General features: G+C 62.3%; 19 protein-coding genes. 10 read left to right on the forward strand and 9 right to left on the reverse strand.

Features of this window, described 5'->3' with window-relative positions; all coding sequences use genetic code 11:
• Positions 1 to 50 precede the first annotated feature (50 nt).
• From ACW9UO_RS00830 to ACW9UO_RS00845, 4 genes are all read left to right on the forward strand, one after another.
• Positions 51 to 1,715, forward strand: coding sequence for a nitrite/sulfite reductase (locus ACW9UO_RS00830; RefSeq protein WP_457087134.1), 1,665 nt, complete (start codon positions 51 to 53; stop codon positions 1,713 to 1,715).
• Positions 1,716 to 1,797: 82 nt separating this feature from the next.
• Positions 1,798 to 2,544: a phosphoadenylyl-sulfate reductase gene (locus ACW9UO_RS00835; RefSeq protein WP_457087135.1), complete on the forward strand. Its 747-nt coding sequence runs from the start codon at positions 1,798 to 1,800 to the stop codon at positions 2,542 to 2,544.
• The gene (locus ACW9UO_RS00840) at positions 2,541 to 2,936 is read left to right on the forward strand and encodes a DUF934 domain-containing protein (protein WP_457087136.1); all 396 of its coding nucleotides are present in this window, start codon (positions 2,541 to 2,543) and stop codon (positions 2,934 to 2,936) included. The genes ACW9UO_RS00835 and ACW9UO_RS00840 overlap by 4 nt, the downstream gene beginning before the upstream one ends.
• A gap of 108 nt (positions 2,937 to 3,044) precedes the next feature.
• Entirely contained in the window at positions 3,045 to 3,893 is an 849-nt protein-coding gene (locus tag ACW9UO_RS00845) for a ferredoxin--NADP reductase (RefSeq protein WP_457087137.1), read from the forward strand.
• A 138-nt stretch (positions 3,894 to 4,031) separates the two neighbouring features.
• Here ACW9UO_RS00845 and ACW9UO_RS00850 read toward each other — a convergent pair whose 3' ends face one another.
• Positions 4,032 to 4,913, reverse strand: a complete 882-nt coding sequence (locus ACW9UO_RS00850) for an AEC family transporter (RefSeq protein ID WP_457087138.1) — start codon at positions 4,911 to 4,913, stop codon at positions 4,032 to 4,034.
• Positions 4,914 to 5,051: 138 nt separating this feature from the next.
• Positions 5,052 to 5,732 carry a translation initiation factor IF-3 gene (gene infC, locus ACW9UO_RS00855; protein WP_457087139.1) on the reverse strand — a complete coding sequence of 227 codons (681 nt, stop codon included), beginning with the start codon at positions 5,730 to 5,732 and terminating at the stop codon, positions 5,052 to 5,054.
• Positions 5,733 to 5,804: 72 nt separating this feature from the next.
• On the opposite strand from infC, the gene ACW9UO_RS00860 reads away from it, so the two are divergent.
• Positions 5,805 to 6,983, forward strand: a complete 1,179-nt coding sequence (locus ACW9UO_RS00860; RefSeq protein WP_457087140.1) for a hypothetical protein — start codon at positions 5,805 to 5,807, stop codon at positions 6,981 to 6,983.
• A 96-nt stretch (positions 6,984 to 7,079) separates the two neighbouring features.
• On the opposite strand, the gene ACW9UO_RS00865 is transcribed toward ACW9UO_RS00860, so the two are convergent.
• From ACW9UO_RS00865 to ACW9UO_RS00885, 5 genes are all read right to left on the reverse strand, one after another.
• Positions 7,080 to 8,069 (reverse strand): molybdopterin-binding protein, encoded by a 990-nt coding sequence (locus ACW9UO_RS00865; RefSeq protein ID WP_457087141.1) that lies wholly within the window; start codon positions 8,067 to 8,069, stop codon positions 7,080 to 7,082.
• The gene (locus ACW9UO_RS00870; RefSeq protein WP_457087142.1) at positions 8,066 to 9,025 is read right to left on the reverse strand and encodes an XdhC family protein; all 960 of its coding nucleotides are present in this window, start codon (positions 9,023 to 9,025) and stop codon (positions 8,066 to 8,068) included. Before ACW9UO_RS00870 ends, ACW9UO_RS00865 begins: the two co-directional genes overlap by 4 nt.
• Before the next feature lie 90 nt (positions 9,026 to 9,115).
• Positions 9,116 to 11,311, reverse strand: coding sequence for a hybrid sensor histidine kinase/response regulator (locus ACW9UO_RS00875; RefSeq protein ID WP_457087143.1), 2,196 nt, complete (start codon positions 11,309 to 11,311; stop codon positions 9,116 to 9,118).
• Entirely contained in the window at positions 11,308 to 12,480 is a 1,173-nt protein-coding gene (locus ACW9UO_RS00880) for an FIST N-terminal domain-containing protein (protein WP_457087144.1), read from the reverse strand. Before ACW9UO_RS00880 ends, ACW9UO_RS00875 begins: the two co-directional genes overlap by 4 nt.
• A 45-nt stretch (positions 12,481 to 12,525) precedes the next feature.
• Complete coding sequence (locus ACW9UO_RS00885; RefSeq protein ID WP_457087145.1) at positions 12,526 to 13,227, reverse strand: response regulator; 702 nt, start codon at positions 13,225 to 13,227, stop codon at positions 12,526 to 12,528.
• Positions 13,228 to 13,403: 176 nt separating this feature from the next.
• On the opposite strand from ACW9UO_RS00885, the gene ACW9UO_RS00890 reads away from it, so the two are divergent.
• The 4 genes from ACW9UO_RS00890 (at position 13,404) to ACW9UO_RS00905 (ending at position 17,700) form a co-directional block, all read left to right on the forward strand.
• On the forward strand, positions 13,404 to 13,928 hold the full coding sequence (locus ACW9UO_RS00890) for a CoxG family protein (protein ID WP_457087146.1): 525 nt from the start codon (positions 13,404 to 13,406) through the stop codon (positions 13,926 to 13,928).
• A 48-nt stretch (positions 13,929 to 13,976) separates the two neighbouring features.
• Entirely contained in the window at positions 13,977 to 14,462 is a 486-nt protein-coding gene (locus ACW9UO_RS00895; protein WP_457087147.1) for a (2Fe-2S)-binding protein, read from the forward strand.
• Positions 14,463 to 14,524: 62 nt separating this feature from the next.
• Positions 14,525 to 16,900 (forward strand): xanthine dehydrogenase family protein molybdopterin-binding subunit, encoded by a 2,376-nt coding sequence (locus ACW9UO_RS00900; RefSeq protein ID WP_457087148.1) that lies wholly within the window; start codon positions 14,525 to 14,527, stop codon positions 16,898 to 16,900.
• A gap of 14 nt (positions 16,901 to 16,914) precedes the next feature.
• Positions 16,915 to 17,700 (forward strand): FAD binding domain-containing protein, encoded by a 786-nt coding sequence (locus ACW9UO_RS00905; RefSeq protein WP_457087149.1) that lies wholly within the window; start codon positions 16,915 to 16,917, stop codon positions 17,698 to 17,700.
• Between the two features lie 78 nt (positions 17,701 to 17,778).
• Here the strand turns inward: ACW9UO_RS00905 and ACW9UO_RS00910 are convergent, their stop codons facing one another.
• The gene (locus tag ACW9UO_RS00910; RefSeq protein WP_457087150.1) at positions 17,779 to 18,627 is read right to left on the reverse strand and encodes an alpha/beta fold hydrolase; all 849 of its coding nucleotides are present in this window, start codon (positions 18,625 to 18,627) and stop codon (positions 17,779 to 17,781) included.
• Between the two features lie 124 nt (positions 18,628 to 18,751).
• Complete coding sequence (locus tag ACW9UO_RS00915) at positions 18,752 to 19,726, reverse strand: type I glyceraldehyde-3-phosphate dehydrogenase (protein WP_457087151.1); 975 nt, start codon at positions 19,724 to 19,726, stop codon at positions 18,752 to 18,754.
• 208 nt (positions 19,727 to 19,934) lie between these two features.
• Between ACW9UO_RS00915 and ACW9UO_RS00920 the strand changes: the two genes are divergently transcribed.
• A complete protein-coding gene (locus ACW9UO_RS00920; protein ID WP_457087152.1) occupies positions 19,935 to 21,926 on the forward strand; it encodes a heme lyase CcmF/NrfE family subunit in 1,992 nt (663 codons plus the stop codon).
• The last annotated feature ends 3 nt before the right edge of the window (positions 21,927 to 21,929 follow it).

Below are 21,929 nucleotides of genomic sequence, written 5' to 3' on the forward strand. Positions count from 1 at the left end.
CAAATTTCATTGATGAAATTTCGCGCCCAGCCCAACGCAAGGATCAAGACATGTACAGCTATAACGACTTCGACCGCGCCTTTCTGACCGAGCGCAACCGCCAGTTTCGCGGACAGGTAGAGCGCCGTATCGACGGCTCGCTCACCGAAGAGGAATTCCGCCCGCTGCGCCTGATGAACGGCGTTTATCTTCAGCTGCACGCCTATATGCTGCGCGTCGCCATTCCTTATGGCACGCTGAATTCGGCCCAGATGCGCATGCTCGCGGTCTTGGCGGAAAAGTGGGACAAGGGTTATGGCCACTTCACCACCCGTCAAAACATCCAGTACAACTGGCCGAAACTGAACGATATTCCTGACATGCTAGATGCGCTGGCCGAGGTGAACCTGCACGCCATCCAGACCTCAGGCAACACCATCCGCAACGTCACCGCCGACCATTTCGCCGGTGCCGCCGCCGATGAGATCGAAGATCCGCGCCCGGTGGCCGAACTGATCCGCCAATGGTCGACCGACCACCCGGAATTCCAGTTCCTGCCGCGCAAGTTCAAGATCGCTGTCGCTGGCGGCCCGCATGACCGCGCCGTTGTTCTGGCGCATGACATCGGCTTGCAAATCGTCGAACAAGACGGCGAGATCGGCTATCGGGTTATCGTTGGTGGCGGCCTTGGCCGGACCCCGATGATTGGCAAGATCGCCCGCGATTTCCTGCCCAAGGCGGACCTGCTGCCTTATCTTGAGGCCATCGTCAGCGTCTACAACCTGCTGGGCCGGCGTGATAACAAGTACAAGGCGCGGATCAAGATCACCGTGCATGAGAATGGTCTGGAAAAGATCCAAGAGCTGGTCGAAGAGCGCTTTGCCGTGCTTAAAGAACAGTTCGGCGGCGTCGATCAAAAGATGCTGGCCGAGATCGAGACGCATTTTGCCGCCCCCGATTTCAAATCCTCCGGCACAGGCGCCTTTGAGGCCGCTTATACCAACGATCCCGGCTTTCGCTCCTGGGTCGACACCAATATCGAAACCCATCGCCGTGCCGATCATGCCATCGTCTCGATCTCGCTCAAGGCGCATGGCAAGACGCCGGGTGACGCAAGTGCCGCGCAAATGCGCGTCATGGCCGATCTGGCCGAGACCTATGGCTATGACGAGCTGCGCATCAGCCATGAGCAGAACGTGATTCTGCCGCATGTGGCCAAAGCCGCGCTGCCTGCGCTGTATCAATCGCTGAAGACCGCTGGTCTGGGCACCGCCAACATTGGCCTCGTGTCCGACATCATCGCGTGCCCCGGCATGGATTATTGCGCGCTGGCCACCGCCCGCTCGATCCCGATTGCGCAAGAGATTGCCACCCGGTTCGACGAGCTGAAGCTGGAGCATGAGATTGGCGATCTGAAGATCAAGATCTCGGGCTGCATCAACGCCTGTGGGCACCACCATGTCGGCCACATCGGCATTCTCGGGCTCGACCGGGCCGGGGTAGAGAACTATCAGATCACCCTTGGCGGCGACGGCACCGAAACCGCGAGCATCGGCACCCGTGCTGGCCCCGGTTTTTCGGCGGACGACATCGTGCCGGCGATTGAACGGCTTGTGGTGGGCTATCTCGACCTACGCAGCAGCCGGGACGAGACCTTCCTTCAAGCCTATCGCCGTCTGGGGGCAGAGCCGTTCAAGGCGCTGCTTTACCCGCAAGCGCACGAAAAGGCGGCCTGAGGTCCAATCTGGTCCCGACAGCAAAAAGAAGGCCGCCCCGTTCCGGGTGCCTTCCCCTGAGTTTACGCGAAAGGCAAAGCCCTTGACCGCACAGACCAACATAGAAGACCTGCGCGACACCATCGCCACGCTCAACACCGAGTTCCGCCACCACGGCGCGACCTCGGTTCTGGCGGCGGCCCTGTCGCGGCCAGAGTTCGGCAAGATCGCCATGGTGTCGAGCTTTGGCGCGGAATCGGTGGCGCTATTGCACCTTGTGGCGATGGTGGACAACACCACGCCGGTGCTGTTCATCGACACCCAGATGCTGTTTCCCGAGACGCTGGTGTATCAGGCCGATGTGGCCGAGCGTCTTGGCCTGAAAAACATGCGGATCATCCGCGCGGACAAGGCCGAGGTCGCCAAACGCGACCCTTACGGCGCGTTGCACATGAACAACACCGACGCCTGCTGTGCGCTGCGCAAAACCGAGGTGCTGGAAAACGCGCTGGGGGGCTATGATGGCTGGATCACCGGGCGCAAACGCTTTCAATCGGGCACGCGGGCCGAGATGAAATTTTTCGAGGTCGAAGACGGCACCGGCCGCATCAAGGTCAATCCGCTGGCCTTCTGGGCACCGGGCGACGTTGCGGCCTATATGGACGAAAACCGACTGCCGCGGCATCCGCTGGTGGCGCAGGGCTATCCCAGCATTGGCTGCGCGCCCTGTACCTCCAAGGTGGCACCGGGCGAAGACCCGCGCGCCGGACGCTGGCGCGGGGCCGACAAAGAAGAATGTGGCATCCATTTTGTGAACGGCAAAATGGTGCGAAAAGGAGAAGCAGCATGAGTGATACAGTGATCGTGCGCGACACCGGCTTTACCGCCGACGACTGGACCGAAGGCTTTGACGGGGCAGGGGTTTTGGACCTTGGCTCTGATGCCGACATTGCGGCTTTGGGCGATCTGACCGCCCTGCGCATGGTGCGGGTGGATTTCCCGAGCTTCGCCGATGGGCGCGGCTTTACGCTGGCGCGGCTGTTGCGGCTCAAGGGCTTTGTTGGGCGGCTGCGCGCGCAGGGCCATGTGCTGGCCGATCAATACGCGATGGCGCGGCGCGCCGGGTTTGACGAGGTGGAAATCTCGTCCGATCTGGCGGCGCGCCAGCCCGAAGACCAATGGGTGTTCCGCGCCGATTGGCGGGCTCATGATTACCAATCGCGTCTGCGCGCCAGCGTTTAAGCCGTTGATACCACGAGAAGGGGGCGCGCCGCGACAGCGCGTCGCTTTCTCTCTGCCCCATCACAGATTAAAGGTAAGGTGTCGGCCTGATCGGTCGGCAAAGGATACATGACAGAGTTGAGCAAAGTGACCGAAGCCAAAGCCATCAAAGTGCCGACCCTGCCGGACGCCCAGAAAGTGACGCAAGTCACCCACTGGACCGACCGGCTGTTTTCCTTCCGGGTGTCGCGGCCCGCATCGTTGCGGTTCCGCTCGGGCGAGTTTGTGATGATCGGCCTGATGGGCGAGCCGCACCCCGAGACCGGCAAGCAAAAACCGCTGCTGCGCGCCTATTCCATCGCCTCGCCGTCCTGGGATGAGGAGCTGGAGTTCTATTCGATCAAAGTGCAGGATGGCCCGCTGACCTCGCGCCTTCAGCACATCAAGGTTGGCGATGACCTTATCCTGCGGCCCAAGCCCGTCGGCACGCTGGTGCATGACGCGCTGCTTCCCGGCAAGCGGCTGTGGTTCTTTGCCACCGGCACCGGCTTTGCGCCGTTTGCCTCGCTGTTGCGCGAACCGCAGACCTATGAGGATTACGACGAGATCGTAATCACGCACACCTGCCGCGAAGTGGGTGAGCTGACCTATGGCCGCGCGCTGATCGAGAGCCTGAAAACCGACGAATTGCTGAATGAGGTGATTGGGGAAGGGTTCTGGAAGAAGATCAAATATTACCCGACCACCACCCGCGAAGAGAGCGCCAAGATGGGCCGGATCACCGATCTGATGCGCTCGGGCGAAGCCTTTGCCGATTTGGGCGTGCCGCCGCTGTCGCCGGAAACAGACCGTGCGATGATCTGTGGCAACCTGGCTTTCAACCTTGAGCTCAAGGAAATGTTCGAGGCTTACGGTCTTGTCGAAGGGGCGAATTCCAACCCGCAGCATTACGTGGTGGAAAAAGCGTTTCTCGACTGAGCTCTCGGCAAAGAGCAAATTCCATTGATGGAATTTTCAAAATCTATCAATAGATTTTGGCTCCGCTTTGGGGCGACGGTTACATGCTATTCTGCGCCGGGGCCAAGCTCCGGCGTTTTTCATGCGTGCCGGAGAGACTCAGAGCAGGAAGGCAAGCGTGAACGGCAGCGCCGCCACCGACATCAGCGTCGACACCACGACAAGCCCGGCCACGCTTTCGCTGTCAGCGCCGTATTTCTCGGCCAGCATGTAAGACGTCACCGCAACAGGCGCGGCCAATTGCAGGATCAGCACCCCAAAGGCCTCCGGCTCCAGCCCAAACCACAGCCCCGCAGCGATGCCGCAGACCACGCAGATCGACACCTTGAGCGCCGACAGCAGCAGCGGCCGGGCCAGTGCTCCGATCTGCAGCCGTGCCACCGCCACGCCCAGCGTGATCAACATCATCGGGATCGCCATCTGCCCGATCAGCGACAGCGTATTGGTGACAAACTGCGGCGTTTCCCATCCCTGCCACATGAACAGCCCGCCCAGCAGCGTCGCCGCAACCAGCGGTTCACGCACCACCTTGGACAAAGAACCGCCGCCCGACACCAGCCAAATGCCAAAGGTGAACTGGATCACCGCTGAGACCGCAAAAACCACGACCGCATAGCCCAGTCCCAGCTCGCCAAAGGCAAACAGCGCCAGCGGCAGGCCCAGATTGCCGGTGTTGCCAAAGATCAGCGGCGCGAGTAAAGTTCGTGTGTCAAGCCGCCCGAAACGCACCATCCCCCACATCACCAGCGTGACCATCGCATAGGCCGCAAGGCTCGCCAGTGTCAGCGCTGCCAGCGCAGCAGGCGCGACTTCGGTCTGCATCAGCGACACGAAAATCAGACAGGGAATCGCCAGCGACATCGCCAGACGGGTGACGAACTCCACCCGGTATTCAAATCCAAGCTTGACCCAAGTGAACCCCACCGCCGCCAGCAAAAACACCGGCGCAACGATTTCGAGCACTTTCAGAGCAATTTCCACGGCCATTTTCCTGAACTAAGGCAGCCCGCGCGAGGGGCTCAGACGTCTGCCGACCCAAAAAGCCGGCGCATCCGCAAAGCTGAAACGAAAAACGCCGGATTAAGCAACCCGGCGTTTCTGTGATCTTAATCTGATCGGTTATTTCTGCGGAAGTGGGCCGATCATCATAATCATCTGACGGCCTTCCATCTTCGGCATGTTCTCGACCTTGCCGATTTCCTTGGTGTCTTCGGCCACCCGCTCAAGCAGCAAACGCCCAAGGTTCTGGTGCGCCATTTCACGGCCCCGGAACCTCAGTGTTACTTTGACCTTGTCGCCATTCTCAAGAAATTTGAAGACGTTACGCATCTTGACGTCGTAGTCATTGGTGTCCGTATTCGGCCGGAATTTCACCTCTTTGACTTCGATGATCTTCTGTTTCTTGCGCGCCTCGGATTCCCGCTTTTGCTGTTCGTATTTGAACTTGCCGAAATCCATGATCTTGCAGACCGGCGGCGCGGCGTTGGGGGAAATCTCAACAAGGTCGAGCCCGGCTTCCGCGGCCATTTCCATAGCGCGGGCGGGCGTCACGACGCCGACATTTTCACCTTCTGCGCCAATCAGGCGGATTTCGGGGGAGCGAATACGATCGTTTACGCGCGGGCCGGTGTCACGGGTGGGCGGCGCGTTGTGGGGTCTGCGGGCTATGGCGTTGATCCTTGGACTGTTAAAGAATTCTGAGGCTGCAAGGTAGTGGTCACAGATCGGTCTTTCAAGCGTATAATCAGGGGAATTGCGCCCTTCCTTATGCTTTTCCCCTTGCGCATGCTGCAGTTGCATCGCAGGTCTGACAACCAAGAGGGTAGCGGATTTTCGCAGGACCCTTCAACAAATTTCGAGGGATTGAACGAGATGAAGAGCATCATCTGGGTTGTTGTGGCCGCCGCTGTGATCGGCGGGGGTTATTATGTGTACACGGCGCAGCAAACGCCCGACATGCCGGTGGCCGAAACCGGGGCCGCTGTTGAGGCCCCTGTCGCGGTCGAGGATGCCTCGGACGCGGCGGGCGACGTTGTGGTTGAGGAAAGCGTAGCTGAGTCGGTCGAGGCGTCTGTGGAAGATGCGGTTGAGGTCGTGGAAGAGGTGGCCGAAGCGGTCACTGACGCCGCCGCCGAGGCCGTTGACGAGGTTGCAGCGGCCACAGGTTCCGTTGCTGACGCGATCCAGGACGTGGTCACCGAGGTCGTCGAGGAAGCCGCAGTTGCCGCAGACAACGCCGAGGCCGTGACTGGCGATGTGACTGACACCGCCACTGCGCTGACCGAGGCGGCTGTGGATGCTGTGGCCGGCGCGGCGGACGGTGCCGGTGACACGGTCGCTTCGCTGAGCGAGACTGTTGCCGAAACTGTATCCGAGGCGGTGAACAAGGCCGTTGACGACGCGACAGCGATGACCGAAGCGCCCGAAGAGGTGGCCCTGGTTGCAGAAGACACCGCCGAGGCGGTCGAAGCGACAGCCGACAAAGCTGCGGATGCGATGGCCGCCAACAAGACGGCAGACACTGGCGCTGCTCAGGTAGAAACCACTGTGGAGGCCGAAGCCATCGTGGAAGCGGACACCACAGCCGAAGCAGCAGTAGAGGCTGACGTAGAAGCCGCAGCTGAGGTCGCGGTTGACGCAGCCACCGACGTCGCAGAGGCCACAACTGAGGCCGCAACAGAAACCACAGAAAGCGCCACTGACGTGGCCGAATTTGCGGTTGCCGACATCGAAAAAGCGGCCGAAGACGTGGCGGACGCCACCGAAGAGGCTTTTGCTGAGGTGACCGGTGAGGTTGACGCAACCGTTGAAGCCGCTGCTGACACCACAGTTGAAACAACAGACGAAGCCACAGACGATATCACTGTCGATCCGGCGGAGTTGCTGACCGTCGAAGGCTTTGATTTCGACAAGGTTATCGAGTTGATCGAGGGCAGCGAGCTGAATGCTTTTGCCAAGGCACCGCTGAAACTGGCGCTGGAACAGGCGCGTGACAAGCCCGAGCTGCTGGAAGCGGCGCTTGAGCGGATCAAAGAAGCGCTCGAGATGTAAGACCAGCCACAGGGCTGTAAGGCAAACCGCGTCCGGGCTCCGGGCGCGGTTTTTCTTTGCGTTTTTCTCTGCGTTACAGGCGGTTGGGCTGTGTCATCACCCGCGCCGGGGCTGCGGCCGGGTCGGAATTTCCTTGAGCAGCCCGCCGATGCCCATCCCGGCAATATCATCGTGGCTCACCTTGATCCCGCAAGCCACCCGCGACAATACCCAATCCGCGCCATTCAGCGCCGGAGACCGCGCACAGCCGGGCAGGCCGATCACAGACCGCGCGCCCAATGTCCCCAGAAACAACAGGTTACCGGGATCGACCGGCATGCCGAAGCGAATGACCTGACCGCCCGCACGCCGCAGCGCCTCGGGGGCCACGTCATGCGGGTCTGAGGTGGCCGAGCCGGTCAGAACCAGCACAAGGTCGCTCTTCACCCGGCCCAGCGCCTCGGCAATGGCTTGCGGGCGGTGCGGCACCGGGATCACCGCGTCGAGTGTGATGCCAAGCGCAGCCAAGCGTTCGGCAATGGCGGGCACGCCCTTTTCGCCGGCCCCGCCGGGAATTTCCGTCACGATCAGCGTTGCAGTTCTCAACACCGGTTGCGCCATTGTCACCGCACCGCGCGCGGCATCGCAGGCGGCGGCAAGGTCTGGCCCCGGCACGCCGTATGAGATGATCTTGACCGTGCCCACCATGGCGCCCGCGCGCATCTGTTGATAGGCGGGCACCGTCGCAAGGGTGATCATCGGATTGACCCGATTAAGCCGCACCAGCGCGGGCACATCCAGAACCGCCACCCCCGGAGCCTCGGCAATCAGGTTCACCCGCCCGGTGAACGCCTCGGTCAGCCGCAGCCCCGCCGCCGCCGGATCTGGCACCAGCGCCGCGGCCAGCTGCGCGGCGGCGGCGTTCTCATGCACATCATCGCGGTCAAGCCGGGCGACGATCACTTCGGTCTCGCCCGCCGCTGTCAAATCCGCCACATGCGCCTCGGTCAAGGTCACGCCTTTGCGCAACCTCGCGCCGTTCAATTGCACCGAATGCGCCAGCACCGCGCCCGCGCCATCGGCCACCGGGACCGGGCCAAATTTCATGCGCCTTTCCTGAGCACTTGGGTGATCTCAGCCAACACCGCCAGCGCGATTTCGGCCGGGCTGGTCGCGCCGATATCAAGGCCGATGGGGCCGTGAATACGCTCAAGATCCGGCTCGGCAAACCCCGCCGCGCGCATCCGCTCCAGCCGCTTGGCATGGGTGCGCTTTGACCCCAACGCGCCGATGTAAAACACCCCCGAGCGCAGAGCGGCCTCAAGCGCGGGATCGTCCAGCTTGGGGTCATGCGTCAGCAGGCAAAGCGCGGTGCGGGAGTCGAGGCCCAGCTCGGCCACGGCCTCATCGGGCCAGTCCTGCAGCAGCCGGGTGCCGGGGAACCGCGCCTCAGAGGCAAAGCTTTCGCGCGGGTCGATCACCGCCGGATCATAGCCCGCGTCGCGCGCCATCGCCACCAGATGCTGGGCGATATGCACCGCACCGACCACCACCAGCCGCAGCGGCGGATTGTGAATCGCCACAAAAGTCTCGCCATCGTCCTCAAACCCCGAGCGGTCCATACGAAACCGCATTTGATGGCCGTCAAAGTCCAGCCGCCGTGCGCCCGTCGTGGTATTGACCACATAGGCAACAGGCCTGCGCGCGGCGCGGGCGGCCACCAGATCAGCCAGCATATCGGCGGGCAGGGCGGGGCCAATCGGCTCGACCAGCACCTTGATCGTGCCGCCACAGGCCAGCCCAACCGCAAAGGCATCGCCGTCCGAAACACCGTACTCCAAAGCGCGCGGCTTGCCGTCGTCCAACGCTTCGAGCGCCTCGACCACAACCGCGCCTTCGACGCAGCCGCCCGAGACCGAGCCCTCCATTTCGCCGTCCGACGAGATCACCAATTGCGCCCCGATCCGGCGCGGGGCGCTGCCCCAGGTCTCGGTCACGGTGGCCAGTGCCACGCCTTTGCCAGCGCGGTGCCAGTCGAGCGCAATTTCCGGAATGCCTTGCATATTCGGGGTCCTCCTCGGCGCGACACTATCAGGTTTGGCAGGGGTGTCTTGCCCGAACGATGCGGGACTTTGGTCGCAGCCGCAGGTGCGTTAGGCCAGCTCTGACAGGAACAGATCAAGGTCCACCGTATCCAGCGGCTTTTGCAGCAGCGGCACGCCCAAGGTATTGCACCGCTGTTGCAGCGTCAGCGAGCGTTGGGCGGAAATGATCCGCGCCGGGATCTCGCCGTACCGTTCGGTGATCTCGCGAAACAGCGTGGTGCCGGTCATGCCATCGCCAAGGTCTTCGTCGATCAACATGGCGTCGGGCGTAATCTCCAACTCTTCGAGCAGCTCAAGCGCGGATTCGGCATTGGCCACGTCAATCACATCCGCGCCAGCGCTTTCCAAAGCCATCGTCAGGGCGCGGCGCATGTCGGCATCGTTTTCAACCAGAAACACCATGCGGCCATTGGCCTTGGCGCGGGTCGGCGCAACGCGGGCACTTGTCGAGGACGGCGCGCGCGCCGCAGAAGAGGCCAGCGGCACAGTGACCGAAAAGACGGTGCCCCGGCCCGGTTCAGAGCGCAGGTCAAGCGCGTGGCCCAGCCCGGCGCAGGCGCGATCGACGATGGCAAGACCAAGGCCCAACCCTTCGGAGGCCGAGGCGGGGGCGTTGACCCGGCTGAACTCGGCAAAGATCAGATCGCGGTTCTCTTCGGCGATGCCGGGGCCGGTGTCCCAGACCTCGATCCGCACCGCATCGCCGCGATGACGCAGCCCCATCAGCACCTTGCCGCGTTCGGTATAGCGCACCGCATTGCCCAGCAGGTTTTGCAGGATACGCCGCAGATACGAGGGGTCGGTGTCCACCTCAACGCCGGTCGGCACCACCCGCAGATCAAGGCCCTTCTGCGCCGCCAAAGGCTCAAGCTGGGTGTGCAGCGCCGAAAAGATCGGATCAAGCGAGACCGCGCGCACGTCAAACTCCGCCCGGCCAGAGTCGAGCTTCGAGATGTCGAGCAGCGCCTCGATGATGTGCTCGACCGATTCCAACGCCGAGGCAACCTTGTCGAGGGTGTCATTGCCCACCGCCGACAGCGCCTCGCCTTGCAGGGTGCCGACAAACAGTTTCGCGGCCGACAGGGGCTGCAACAAATCATGGCTCGCCGCCGCCACAAATCGGCTTTTCGACGCATTGGCGCGTTCGGCGGCCGAAAGCGCAGAGGCCAGTTCGGTGGTGCGTTCAGCCACCCGCGCCTCGAGCCGTTCGTTCATTTCCTGCAACGCGCGGGCGGCATTACGCTCGGCAGTGACATCGGTGAACGAGATAACAAAGCCGCCGTCCGGCAACCCCTGGGCAAAGGCATCAAGCGTCAGCGCCGCGCCCTGCGCCGCTTCAAACCGCAGCGCGCCGCGATGCTTGGGACGCGCCGCCCAGTCAAGCAGCCGCTTGCGTGACATGCCTTGCGACAGGGTGAAATCCTTGGGCATCTGGCCAATCAGCGCCTCAAACCGCGCGCCAAGTTGCACCCGGTTCATCGGCAGCTTCAACAGTTCGGCCACCCGCGCATTCCAGCCAATCAGCCGCGCGCCATCGTCAAAGATGCAGACGCCTTGATTGAGATGCTCGAGCGTGGCGGCGATTAGACGGGCCTGTTTGTCCTGCATCCGCGCGCGCTCTTCTCGCTCCAGCCGGATCAGGTCGGTGACGTCGGTTTGCAGCACCACGGTGCCCATATTGGTGGTGCGCCGCTCGGACACCTGAAGCCAGAGATCCTGTTTCAGCTGCACGTTGAACATGGCGTTGCGGTTGCGGTGGCGGGTCTTGCGCATCGCGGCCCAGCCCGCCGAGGTTTCGCCTTCGGGCAGGGCAAGGTAAATCGATTGGCTGACCAGATCGACATAGTTGTTGAACGGCAGCCCCGGCGTCAGCTTATGCGCAATGTCGCGCATATCGAGGCAGAACCGGCTGTTGCTCAGTACCAACCGGTCGTGACTGTCAAACAGGGCAAAGCCTTCGTTCACCGCCTCGATCGCATCGGCCAGATTGGCCCGCGCGCTTTCGGTCTCGGAATTGGCCTGCTCCAGCCGCAGGTTGCTGTCGTGCAAAAGGTCAAGCGCGCGCTCAAGATCGCGGGTGCGCGAGCGCACCTGATCCTCAAGCAAAGCGGCGCGTTCAAACTGCGCATAGGCCAGCCCGGAGGGATCTTGTTGCTGTTCGACCCGCCGCATCAGCGACTGGGTGATACGCAACAGCTTTTCGTTCTGCCGTTCCAGAGTGTCGGCGTGATTGACCAGCGTCATGCGGCATCGTCCGGCGGAAAGAAGGCGACGCCGGTCATCGTGTGGTTCACGTGCAGGGCGCCCAACTGCTCGCCATAGGTGGAAAAGCCGCGCACGTTGTGACGGCGCAGCACGTCCGATACCGCGCGGCTTTGCTGGTTCTGCCCGGCCTCAAGCCGCCGCAGGATGCAATCACAGCCGAGGATCATCTCGGGCTTGCGGTTGCCGGCCAGCGCGGTCAGCTCGTCCTCGAGGTGGCTGGCCATGTCGAGCGTATCAGCCAGCGTCAGCACCATGCCTTCGTCAATTGCGGAGAAAAACACCAGCTCGCCATGCTCATTCACCCGCTGGATTGCGCGCACATGGTGGCGGCCGCCAAGCTGCACCACCACCGGGTGGGCTGCAAAGGTGAACTGGTCAAGCTGTTCGGGCACCTTGCCAACAATGCGGGCATATTCCTGCGCTGCCGGTTCGGCGTTGATCTGGCGCACGATGCGGTTTTGCGGGTCGGCGTCTGTCACCACCATCTTGGTCTCAGTCGGGGTCAGGTGATTGAGGCTGAACACCCGGATCGGGCAGTTCGACCGCACCAGCGACACAACGGCGGCATTCTCGCGGGTTTCGCCATCAAGCGACAGCAAGGTCCGCTCAAACGCCTCGCCATCCCCGGCCGAGCCGCCAAACAGCGGCACGCCGCCAAGGCCCGCCGAAAGCACAGCGGTCAGCTCGTCTTCGCGCAAAGACAGGCCATCAACGGCGAGAAAGGCGAATTCCGACGAAAAATCCGGCGCGGCATCGGCAAGCGCCACGCGGTGGCGGATCAGATTGTCGATCTCGGATTGCGGCGCGATCTCTGCAAGGCTTTCGACGAGGTAACAGGAGGCGCGAAAATGCGTCGGCAACAGGCCGAGCGCCACGATCTGCCCTTCTTCATAACCCTCTGCGCCAATCTCTCCGGCGGTGGTGCAGGCGGCCACATGGCGGGCATCAAGCCGGCTGTGCGCCTCGGTGGTGAGCGCGGCGAAATCGGCACTGCTGCTGACAAACATCAGGACAAGCTCGAACGGACCGGGGCCAAGCCCCGACGCAATGGCGCCGACTGGATCGGTATCACTGACCGAGACCTGCGCACAGCGCAGGCTCGATGGGTCTCCTCCCAGGGCGGCCGAAACTTTTGTCGGTCCGTCCAAAACGTCCGTATTCCCGGATTGTTTGATTACGTGTTGCGCGAAAGCTTACGCCTGTTGCGATTGCTCTGGCAAGATGCCGCTGAACCGCGCCTCTTGTGCCACCAGCACTGCCTGCGTGCGGCTTTGCACCCCAAGCTTGCGCATGATCGCGGTGACATGGGCCTTTACCGTGGTTTCGGCAATCGACAGATCAAAGGCGATCTGCTTGTTCAGCTTGCCCTCACAGATCAGTTGCAGAATGCGCGACTGCTGGTTGGTGAGCGAGGCGAGCCGGCCCACCGCGTCATCCTTGGCCGAGGCGGCATCGGGCGAGGTCGGGACAAAGCCATCGGGCGTATAGGTTTCGCCGTCGCGGATCTTGGTCAGCGCCTTGTGGAATTCCGATTTCTGGCTGTGCTTGGGCACAAAGCCCGAGGCCCCCGCCGCCAGCGCCTTGGAGATCATCCGGTTGTCGGCCATCGACGACACCACGATCACCGGGCATTTGTTGCCCAATGCGGTGCGCAGGCGCAGCAACCCGTCAAGCCCGTTCACATCCGGCAGATTGAGGTCAAGCAACACGATATCCGGCATCGCCGAGCCCATAACCTTGATCAGCCCGGCCTCGAGATTGGCCGCCGTATCCACGTCTACCCCGGCGCAGATCGAGCGCAACGTCAGCACCAGCGCATCGCAAAACAGCGGATGATCGTCGATCACCAGCGCACGCGCGATGCCGGTCAGCGGGGTGGGGGACTCTGCGGTCATGGGCTCTGGATACCTGCTATTGTTATGTCTCCAGTGTAAGTGGGTAGCTTAACACAGGTCTCTTGTCCAATAGTCGCATGTGTGAGGCCACCGTCAAAAACGCGACCTCGGCACTTTCGTATTATAGCCCGCTCAAGGCCATTGCGCCTAGGCTGCCCCCTGAGGAGACTTGATGCATGAAACTGACTGATTCCCGCGAAATAGCCGCGCCGCCAGAAACCGTCTGGGCCGCCATTCTGGACCCTGAGGTGCTCAAACAATGTGTGCCCGGATGCCAAGAGATGACCGGCACCGCCGAAGAGGGGTTTGAGGCCACCGTTGTGCAAAAGGTTGGCCCGGTGAAAGCCACCTTCAAGGGCAAGGTGTCCTTGTCGAACATGCAACCGCCCGAAAGCCTGACGCTAAGCGGCGAAGGCAAAGGCGGCGCTGCCGGTTTTGCCAAGGGCGGGGCCGATGTGCGTCTGACGCCGCAGGGCGAGGGCACCTTGCTTAGCTATGATGTCGAGGCCAAGGTTGGCGGCAAGCTTGCGCAGCTTGGCAGCCGGATCATTGACGGGTTCGCCAAGAAGATGGCCGACCAGTTCTTTGACAACTTCAAGGCCGCCGTCGAGGGCCCCGCAGATCCGGACGCCGCCGAGACCGTAGAAACCGCGGATGGCGAAGAAAAGAAAAAGGGATGGTTCAAGCGTCTGGTCAACTGACCCGGCACTGCGGACTGTCACACGATAAAAACACCAAGGGAGGACTTCATGACCAAGGTAACGATGACCGTAAACGGCAAATCCGTGAGCGGCGAAGTGGCGGGCAACACGTTGCTTGTCGATTTCCTGCGCGGCGACCTGCGCCTGACCGGAACGCATGTTGGCTGTGACACCAGCCAATGCGGGGCCTGCGTCGTGCATGTGAACGGCAATGCGGTCAAAAGCTGCTCGATGTTTGCAGCCGAAGCCGAGGGGGCCGAAGTGGCCACCATCGAAGCCCAGGCCAATGCCGACGGCTCGCTCAACACCATCCAGCAGGCATTTCAGGACTATCACGGCCTGCAATGCGGCTTTTGCACCCCCGGCATGGTGATGTCGGCCACGGCGCTGCTCAAGGACAACCCCAAGCCGACCGAGACCGAGGTGCGCGAATACCTCAAGGGCAATATCTGCCGCTGCACCGGCTATCACAACATTGTCCGTGCGATCATGGCGGCCTCTGGTCAGGACGTCCCGGCCATCGCAGCTGAATAAATAACGGCCCCACGCACCGTAGGGTGGGTTTCAAACCCGCCATTCCCCAGGGAGGATATTTCATGCCCAAAGATCATGGCATCGGAGCCAGCCCAAAGCGCCGCGAAGACGTGCGCTTTTTGACCGGCACCGGCAATTACACCGACGATTACAACGTTCACGGACAGGCTTATGTCCACTTCCTGCGCTCTGATGTGGCGCATGGCAAAATCAACGGCATCGATACAACGGCGGCTGCGGCCATGCCCGGCGTCGTGCGCATCTTTACCGGCACCGATTTCGAAGGCGTCGGCGGGTTGCCCTGCGGCTGGCAGATCACCGACAAGTTCGGCGATCCGATGAAGGAGCCGGCCCACCCGGTTCTGGCCCAAGGCAAAGTGCGCCACGTTGGCGATCCGATTGCCGCGATTGTGGCCGATACGCTGGCACAGGCGCGCGATGCGGCCGAAGCCATCGAGCTTGATATCGAAGAGCTGCCCGCCGCCGTCAACATGAAGGCCGCGCTCGAAGAGGGCGCACCGCGGGTGCATGACGATCTGTCGGACAACCTGTGTTACGACTGGGGCTTTGTTGAAGAGAACAAGGCCGCGGTGGACGAGGCGATTGCCAATGCCCACCACGTCACCACGCTGGAACTGGTCAACAACCGTCTGGTCGCCAACCCGATGGAGCCGCGCGTCGCCGTGGGTGACTTCAACCGCGCCTCGGGCAACTCCACGCTTTATACCACTTCGCAAAACCCGCATGTGATCCGGCTGTTGATGGGCGCATTTGTGCTGGGCATCCCCGAGCACAAACTGCGCGTTGTCGCCCCCGATGTGGGCGGCGGTTTCGGCACCAAGATCTTCCACTACGCGGAAGAGGCGTTCTGTACCTTTGCCGCCAAAGCGCTGAACCGCGCCGTCAAATGGACCTCGACCCGCTCTGAGGCGTTTATGTCCGACGCGCATGGCCGCGACCACGTCACCAAGATTGAACTGGCGCTGGATGCGGACAACAACTTTACCGCGCTGCGCTGCCTGACCTACGCCAACATGGGCGCCTACCTCAGCACGTTCGCGCCGTCGGTGCCGACATGGCTGCATGGCACGCTGCTGGCGGGCAACTACAAGACGCCGCTGGTTTATACCAATGTAAAGGCGGTGTTCACCAATACGGTTGCGGTCGATGCCTATCGCGGTGCGGGCCGTCCCGAGGCGACCTATCAGGTCGAGCGGGTGATCGACAAAGCCGCGCGCGAACTGGGGGCTGATCCGGTCGAGCTGCGCCGTCAGAACTTTATCACCGAGTTCCCGTATCAGACGCCTGTTGCGGTGGTCTATGACACCGGCGATTACCATGCCACCATGGACAAGATGCTGGAAATGATCGACCGCGACGGTTTTGCCGCGCGTCGGATGGCAAGCGAAGCCAAGGGCAAGCTGCGCGGTCTGGGCATCAACTGCTTTATCGAGGCCTGCGGCATCGCGCCGTCGAACCTTGTGGGCCAGTTGGGCGCGCGCGCCGGGCTGTATGAATCGGCCACGGTGCGAGTCAACGCCACCGGTGGTCTGGTCGTGATGACCGGCTCACACAGCCACGGGCAGGGGCATGAAACCGCCTTTCCGCAGGTGATCGCCGAGATGATCGGCATCAACGAGGATCAGGTCGAGATCGTGCACGGCGACACCGCCAATGCGCCGATGGGCATGGGCACCTATGGCTCGCGCTCTCTTGCGGTGGGTGGCTCTGCGATGGTGCGGGCGACCGAGAAGATCATCAACAAGACCAAGAAGATCGCCGCCCACCTTCTCGAAGCCGCCGATGCGGATATCGAGCTGAAGGACGGCAAATTCTCGGTTGCCGGGACGGACAAATCGGTGGCTTGGGGCGATGTTTGCCTTGCTGCCTATGTGCCGCACAACTACCCGCTCGAAGACATCGAACCGGGTCTGGAGGAAACGGCGTTCTACGACCCGTCAAACTTCACCTATCCCGCAGGGGCCTATGCCTGCGAAGTCGAAGTTGACCCCGAGACCGGTAAGACCACCATCGAAAAGTTCGTCTCGGCGGATGACTTCGGCAATGTGGTCAACCCGATGATCGTCGAAGGCCAAGTGCATGGCGGCATCGCCCAAGGCATCGGTCAGGCCCTGATGGAAGCCTGTATCTATGACGAGGACGGCCAGCTTTTGTCGGCGTCTTACATGGATTACACCATGCCGCGTGCCGATGATCTGCCGCTGATGGAAAGCTACCGTGTGGATCACTCTTGCCAGACGCCCTGCACCCACAACCCGCTTGGGGTGAAGGGCTGTGGCGAGGCCGGGGCGATTGGGTCGCCGCCGACCGTGATCAACGCCATTCTGGACGCGCTGTATTCCGGCGGTCATAATATCGATCACATCGATATGCCCGCGACGCCTGCGCGCGTCTGGGCTGCGATGAACGGCCAATAAGGGAGGGCTGATATATGTATAGCTTTGATATCGAACGGCCCACGACAGTGGCCGAAGCCGTGGCGGCGCTGAGCGACGAAGAGGCGATGGCGCTGAGCGGCGGGCAGACTTTGATCCCGACGCTGAAACAGCGGCTGGCCAGCCCGTCGAAACTGGTCTCGCTCAGCGGGATTGCCGAACTGAAAGGCGTGAGCCAGGAGGGCGACACCCTGACCATCGGCGGTGCCACAACCCACGCCACCATCGTGGCCGAGTGCGGGGCCTATCCGGCGCTGGTCTATATGGCGAACCTCATCGGCGATCCGGCGGTGCGCAACCGGGGCACCATTGGCGGCAGCCTTGCCAACAATGACCCCTCGGCCTGTTATCCGGCGGCGGCTTTGGGATCGGGTGCAACCATTGTGACCAACAGCCGTGAAATCGCGGCGGACGATTACTTTCAGGGCATGTTCACCACTGCGCTGGAAGAGGGCGAAATCGTCACCGGGGTCAAACTGCCGATCCCGGAAAAGGCGGCCTATATCAAGTTCGAACAGCCCGCCTCGCGCTTTGCGCTGGTCGGGGTTTTCGTGGCCAAATACGCCGACGGCGTGCGCGTCGCGGTGACGGGCGCATCTGAGGAAGGCGTGTTCCGCTGGACTGAGGCCGAACAGGCGTTGTCGTCGAACTTCTCGGGGGATGCGCTTGCGGGCCTGTCCGTCTCGGGCGATGGCATGATCAGCGATCTGCACGGCACCGGCGCCTACCGCGCGCATCTGGTGGCGGTGATGACTAAGCGGGCGGTTGCCGCTGCGGGCTGATACCCTCTCACACACCTGAAAAGGGGCGGCCTGTAATGGGCCGCCCCTTTGCGTTTGTGGTGTGTATAGCCGCGTCGGTCAGGCTGGTTGACGGGGGGCCGATTGAGGTGCGGCCTCAACGGTTTTCACCAGCGCATTAATCTCATCGGCAATAATCTGCGGGTGATCTTCGGGCGTGAAGTGCAACCCGCCTTCGATCCGGCGCAGCGGGGCAGACAAATCCTTAGCCAGTCGCTCACCAAACTCGATCTTCTGAAACTCATCCGCCGCGCCCCAGACGATGCGGGCGGGAATCCCCAGCGTCGGCAGTTGATCCGCGATTGTCTGCGTGTCCTTGTCATCAAGCGCCCGCGCCTGGCGCACAAAGGCCGCCGCCTCGCCGTGGTCGTCGTAGTGCGGCGCGTGGGTCTTGAAGGCAGCATGAGCGGCGGCCTCGCTCTCATGGCCCATCTTGAAAATCAGCCGCAGCAAGGTGTGGAACGATCCATCCGGCGCATGCTTGGCGACGATCCCAGCTTTGGCCACCGCGCTGACCAGCGGCACCGGCCAAGAATCGTAGCAGATCGCGTTGGTCAACAGCAGGCCGCTGACCATCTCGGGATGCCTCACCGCAGCGATCTGCGCGACACCGCCGCCAAGGTCATGCGCGGCCAGAACCGCCCGCGTGATGCCTTGGCTGCGCATCCAAGCAACAAGATAGTCGGCCTGTTTCGCAACCGAGATGTCGCGGTCTTCGCCCTCGGGGATCGACGCGCCATAGCCGACCATCTCCCACGCCAAAACCCGCCGACCGGTGATCAGAGGGGCGACATCGCGCCAAAGGGCAGGGCTGGTGGGGATGCCGTGAATGAGAATGACTGGATCACCTGATCCGGTCTCCTCCCAACGCATGGTGATGCCATCGACCTGTGTGGTGCGGCTTTGCATGGCTTGATCCTTCCTCGGTTAAGCGACTGCTGCCGGACCAACCCACAGCGGACCGAGATCGTTCCAGTGCTGTCGCTTAACAGATCAAATCACCGCCAAAATCCGCCATAGTCCGCGCGAGCAGTCAGCGCATCCGCCGCGCCATATCCAGCATCCGGGCGGAAAAGCCCCATTCGTTGTCATACCAGCCAAAGATCCGCAGCACTCCGCCCAGCGACACCGAGGTTTCGCGCCCGGCAACGATCAGGCTCTCGGGGCGTCCCCGCAGATCGGTCGAGACCAGCGGCACCTCGGTATAGCCAAACAGCGTGGAGTCCGCCGATTGCACCAGCGCGTTCAACTCGGCGGCGGTGATCGGATCGCGGGTTTGTACCGTCAGATCAATCGCCGAGACGCTGGCAGTGGGCACCCGTATCGCCCGTGCCTCGATCCGACCGGCCAGATGCGGCAGCACCACGCCGATCAGCCGCCCGGCGCTGGTGGTGGTCGGCACCATCGACAGTGCCGCCGCCCGCGAGCGGACCAGATCGCCACGCGGCGCGTCCACCGTTGGCTGTGATCCGGTGTAGCAATGCACCGTGGTCATATGGCCCGATTCCACGCCCGCCGCTTCGTCGAGCAGGCGCAGCAAAGGGGCCAGCGCATTGGTGGTGCATGAGGCGTTGGAAATCACCTTTTGCTGTGTCAGCAGCTCTTGGTTGGCCCCAAGCACGATGGTCTCATCCGCCGCAGGCGAGGGGCCCGAGATCAGGATGCGCGCGGCCCCGGCGCCAAGCCCCCGCTCGGCAATCTCGCGGGTCTGGGCCTTGCCGGTGCATTCCATCACGATGTCGACGCCAGCCAGATCGAGCGTGGAAATATCTGGCGCATCGCTAAAGGCAATCGAACGCCCCGCCGCCTGAAGCGCGCCGTTATTGCCTGTCACGCCGCCGGGAAAGGGGCCAAAGATACTGTCAAAGCCAAACAGATAGGCGCAGGTGTCCAAAGGCGCGATGTCGTTGATGCCGACAATCTCGATGTCGGGATGATCGGTCAGGACCATCCGAGTGATGCTGCGTCCGATCCGGCCAAAGCCGTTGATAAAGATACGAAGGGTCATGGGGGCCTGCCGCGTTTAATGTGCGTCAACAGGCGCGACCTTAGTCGTGTGCAGGACGGGAAGGCCAGTGCAGAATCGCAAAGAGTTCGGCTGTTAGCGCCAAACCTGCGACCATTTGCGGGGCGTCCTTACAAAACGTGACTTAAATCTTCATGTGCCAGCGGCTAGGAGTATCAGGTATGATAGGACAGCTACTGGGAGGTAGGCCATGATCCCGGAACTAGGACAATTCGCACTCGCTTTGGCGCTGGCGTTGGCGCTGGTGCAATCGGTGGTGCCGATGGCGGGGGCCGCGCGCGGCAATCTCGTGTGGATGCGCACGGCGCAGATGACGGCGCTGGGGCAACTGGTGTTTGTGGCCTTGGCCTTTGCGGCGTTGATGTGGGCCTTTGTGGTCAGCGATTTCACCGTGGTCAACGTGGTCCAGAACTCCAATTCGCTCAAACCGATGCTGTTCAAGGTCGCCGCCACATGGGGCAGCCACGAAGGCTCGCTTTTGCTCTGGACGCTGATTCTGACGCTGTTCGGGGCCGGGGTGGCGATGTTCGGGACCAATATCCCGCATGCGCTTCGGGCGCGCACCCTGTCGGTACAGGCGTGGATTTCGCTGGGGTTCCTCAGCTTTATGTTGCTGACGTCGAACCCGTTTGACCGGGTGTTTCCGCCGCCTGCGGATGGCAATGACCTCAATCCGCTGTTGCAGGATGTCGGCCTCGCGATGCATCCGCCGCTGTTATATATCGGCTATGTCGGTTTCTCGATCGTGTTCAGCTTTGCCGTCGCCGCCTTGATCGAGGGCCGGGTCGATGCCGCCTGGGCGCGGTGGGTGCGGCCCTGGACCTTGGCGGCCTGGATGTCGCTGACGGCCGGCATCGCGCTGGGCTCTTGGTGGGCGTATTATGAGCTTGGCTGGGGCGGCTGGTGGTTCTGGGATCCGGTTGAAAACGTCAGCTTTATGCCGTGGCTTCTGGGCACCGCATTATTGCATTCGGCCATCGTGACCGAGAAGCGCGGAGCGTTCAAAAGCTGGACCATCCTGTTGGCCATCCTCACCTTTTCGCTGTCACTGCTCGGCACCTTCATCGTGCGCTCGGGGCTTTTGACCTCGGTCCATGCCTTTGCAGTCGACCCCGAGCGGGGCGTCTATATCCTTGGGCTTCTGGGGGTCTCTATCGGTGGCTCGCTCACGCTTTACGCGGTGCGTGCACCGGCGATGGAAGGCGGCGGATTGTTCGCGCCCGTCAGCCGCGAAGGCGGGCTGTTGATCAATAACCTGCTGCTGGCTGTGGCCACCGGGACCGTGCTGTTTGGCACGCTCTACCCGCTGTTCCTTGAGGCGATCACTGGCGACAAAATCTCGGTCGGGCCGCCGTTTTACAACGCGTCGTTTGTGCCGATCATGATGCCCTTGGTGCTTGTCATGGCGCTGGGTCCGTTCCTGACGTGGAAACGCGCCGACCTCAAAGGCATCTTGCAACGGCTGCGGCTGGCGATGGTGCTGGCGGCGCTTGGCGCGCTTGCGGTCTGGTACTTCGTCACCGGCGGACCGGCGCTTGCCGTGCTGTCCTTTGGGCTTGGCATCTGGCTGTTCGTCGCCACGCTTCAGGAATGGGGCAAGCGGATCAAACTGTTCAGCGCTCCGCTCAGCGAAAGCCTGCGCCGGGCGCGCAATATGCCCCGCGCCAGCCACGGCATGACACTGGCCCACCTCGGGCTTGCGGTCTGTATCTTTGGCTTTGTCGGCTCGTCGGCGTGGAAAGAGGAAGTGGTGATCTTTGCCCAGCCCGGCACGGAACTCCAGATTGCCGGGTTTGACATCACTTTTGAGGGCGTCGAACAGGTGCGGGGGCCGAACTACATGGCCGCGCGCGGCACGCTGGCGGTCTACCGCGACGGGGCCTTTTTGCAGAACCTCTATCCGGAGCGGCGCAACTATCCGGTGGCGCAAAGCCAGACCACGGAAAGCGCCATTCGCCACACTATCGCCGGCGATCTTTATGCCGCCATCAGCGAACCTGCGGCTGAGAATTCCGGCAATGCCTGGACGCTGCGGGTGCTGTATGAACCGCTGATCAACTTCATCTGGTTCGGGTCGTTCATGCTGGTTCTCGGCGGTGCCTTGAGCCTCAGCGACAGGCGTTTGCGCGTGGGCGCGCCGCGCCGGGCCAAGACACCCCAAATGGCACAACCGGCGGAGTAACGG

The sequence above is a fragment of the Marinovum sedimenti genome (genome assembly GCF_054052205.1).

Coding starts and splice junctions, on each gene's coding strand:
- ACW9UO_RS00830 (WP_457087134.1), top strand. CDS start 51: ATGTACAGCTATAACGACTTCGACCGCGCCTTTCTGACCGAGCGCAAC.
- ACW9UO_RS00840 (WP_457087136.1), top strand. CDS start 2,541: ATGAGTGATACAGTGATCGTGCGCGACACCGGCTTTACCGCCGACGAC.
- ACW9UO_RS00845 (WP_457087137.1), top strand. CDS start 3,045: ATGACAGAGTTGAGCAAAGTGACCGAAGCCAAAGCCATCAAAGTGCCG.
- infC (WP_457087139.1), bottom strand. CDS start 5,732: ATGCAACTGCAGCATGCGCAAGGGGAAAAGCATAAGGAAGGGCGCAAT.
- ACW9UO_RS00860 (WP_457087140.1), top strand. CDS start 5,805: ATGAAGAGCATCATCTGGGTTGTTGTGGCCGCCGCTGTGATCGGCGGG.
- ACW9UO_RS00865 (WP_457087141.1), bottom strand. CDS start 8,069: ATGAAATTTGGCCCGGTCCCGGTGGCCGATGGCGCGGGCGCGGTGCTG.
- ACW9UO_RS00870 (WP_457087142.1), bottom strand. CDS start 9,025: ATGCAAGGCATTCCGGAAATTGCGCTCGACTGGCACCGCGCTGGCAAA.
- ACW9UO_RS00875 (WP_457087143.1), bottom strand. CDS start 11,311: ATGACGCTGGTCAATCACGCCGACACTCTGGAACGGCAGAACGAAAAG.
- ACW9UO_RS00885 (WP_457087145.1), bottom strand. CDS start 13,227: ATGACCGCAGAGTCCCCCACCCCGCTGACCGGCATCGCGCGTGCGCTG.
- ACW9UO_RS00890 (WP_457087146.1), top strand. CDS start 13,404: ATGAAACTGACTGATTCCCGCGAAATAGCCGCGCCGCCAGAAACCGTC.
- ACW9UO_RS00895 (WP_457087147.1), top strand. CDS start 13,977: ATGACCAAGGTAACGATGACCGTAAACGGCAAATCCGTGAGCGGCGAA.
- ACW9UO_RS00900 (WP_457087148.1), top strand. CDS start 14,525: ATGCCCAAAGATCATGGCATCGGAGCCAGCCCAAAGCGCCGCGAAGAC.
- ACW9UO_RS00905 (WP_457087149.1), top strand. CDS start 16,915: ATGTATAGCTTTGATATCGAACGGCCCACGACAGTGGCCGAAGCCGTG.
- ACW9UO_RS00910 (WP_457087150.1), bottom strand. CDS start 18,627: ATGCAAAGCCGCACCACACAGGTCGATGGCATCACCATGCGTTGGGAG.
- ACW9UO_RS00915 (WP_457087151.1), bottom strand. CDS start 19,726: ATGACCCTTCGTATCTTTATCAACGGCTTTGGCCGGATCGGACGCAGC.
- ACW9UO_RS00920 (WP_457087152.1), top strand. CDS start 19,935: ATGATCCCGGAACTAGGACAATTCGCACTCGCTTTGGCGCTGGCGTTG.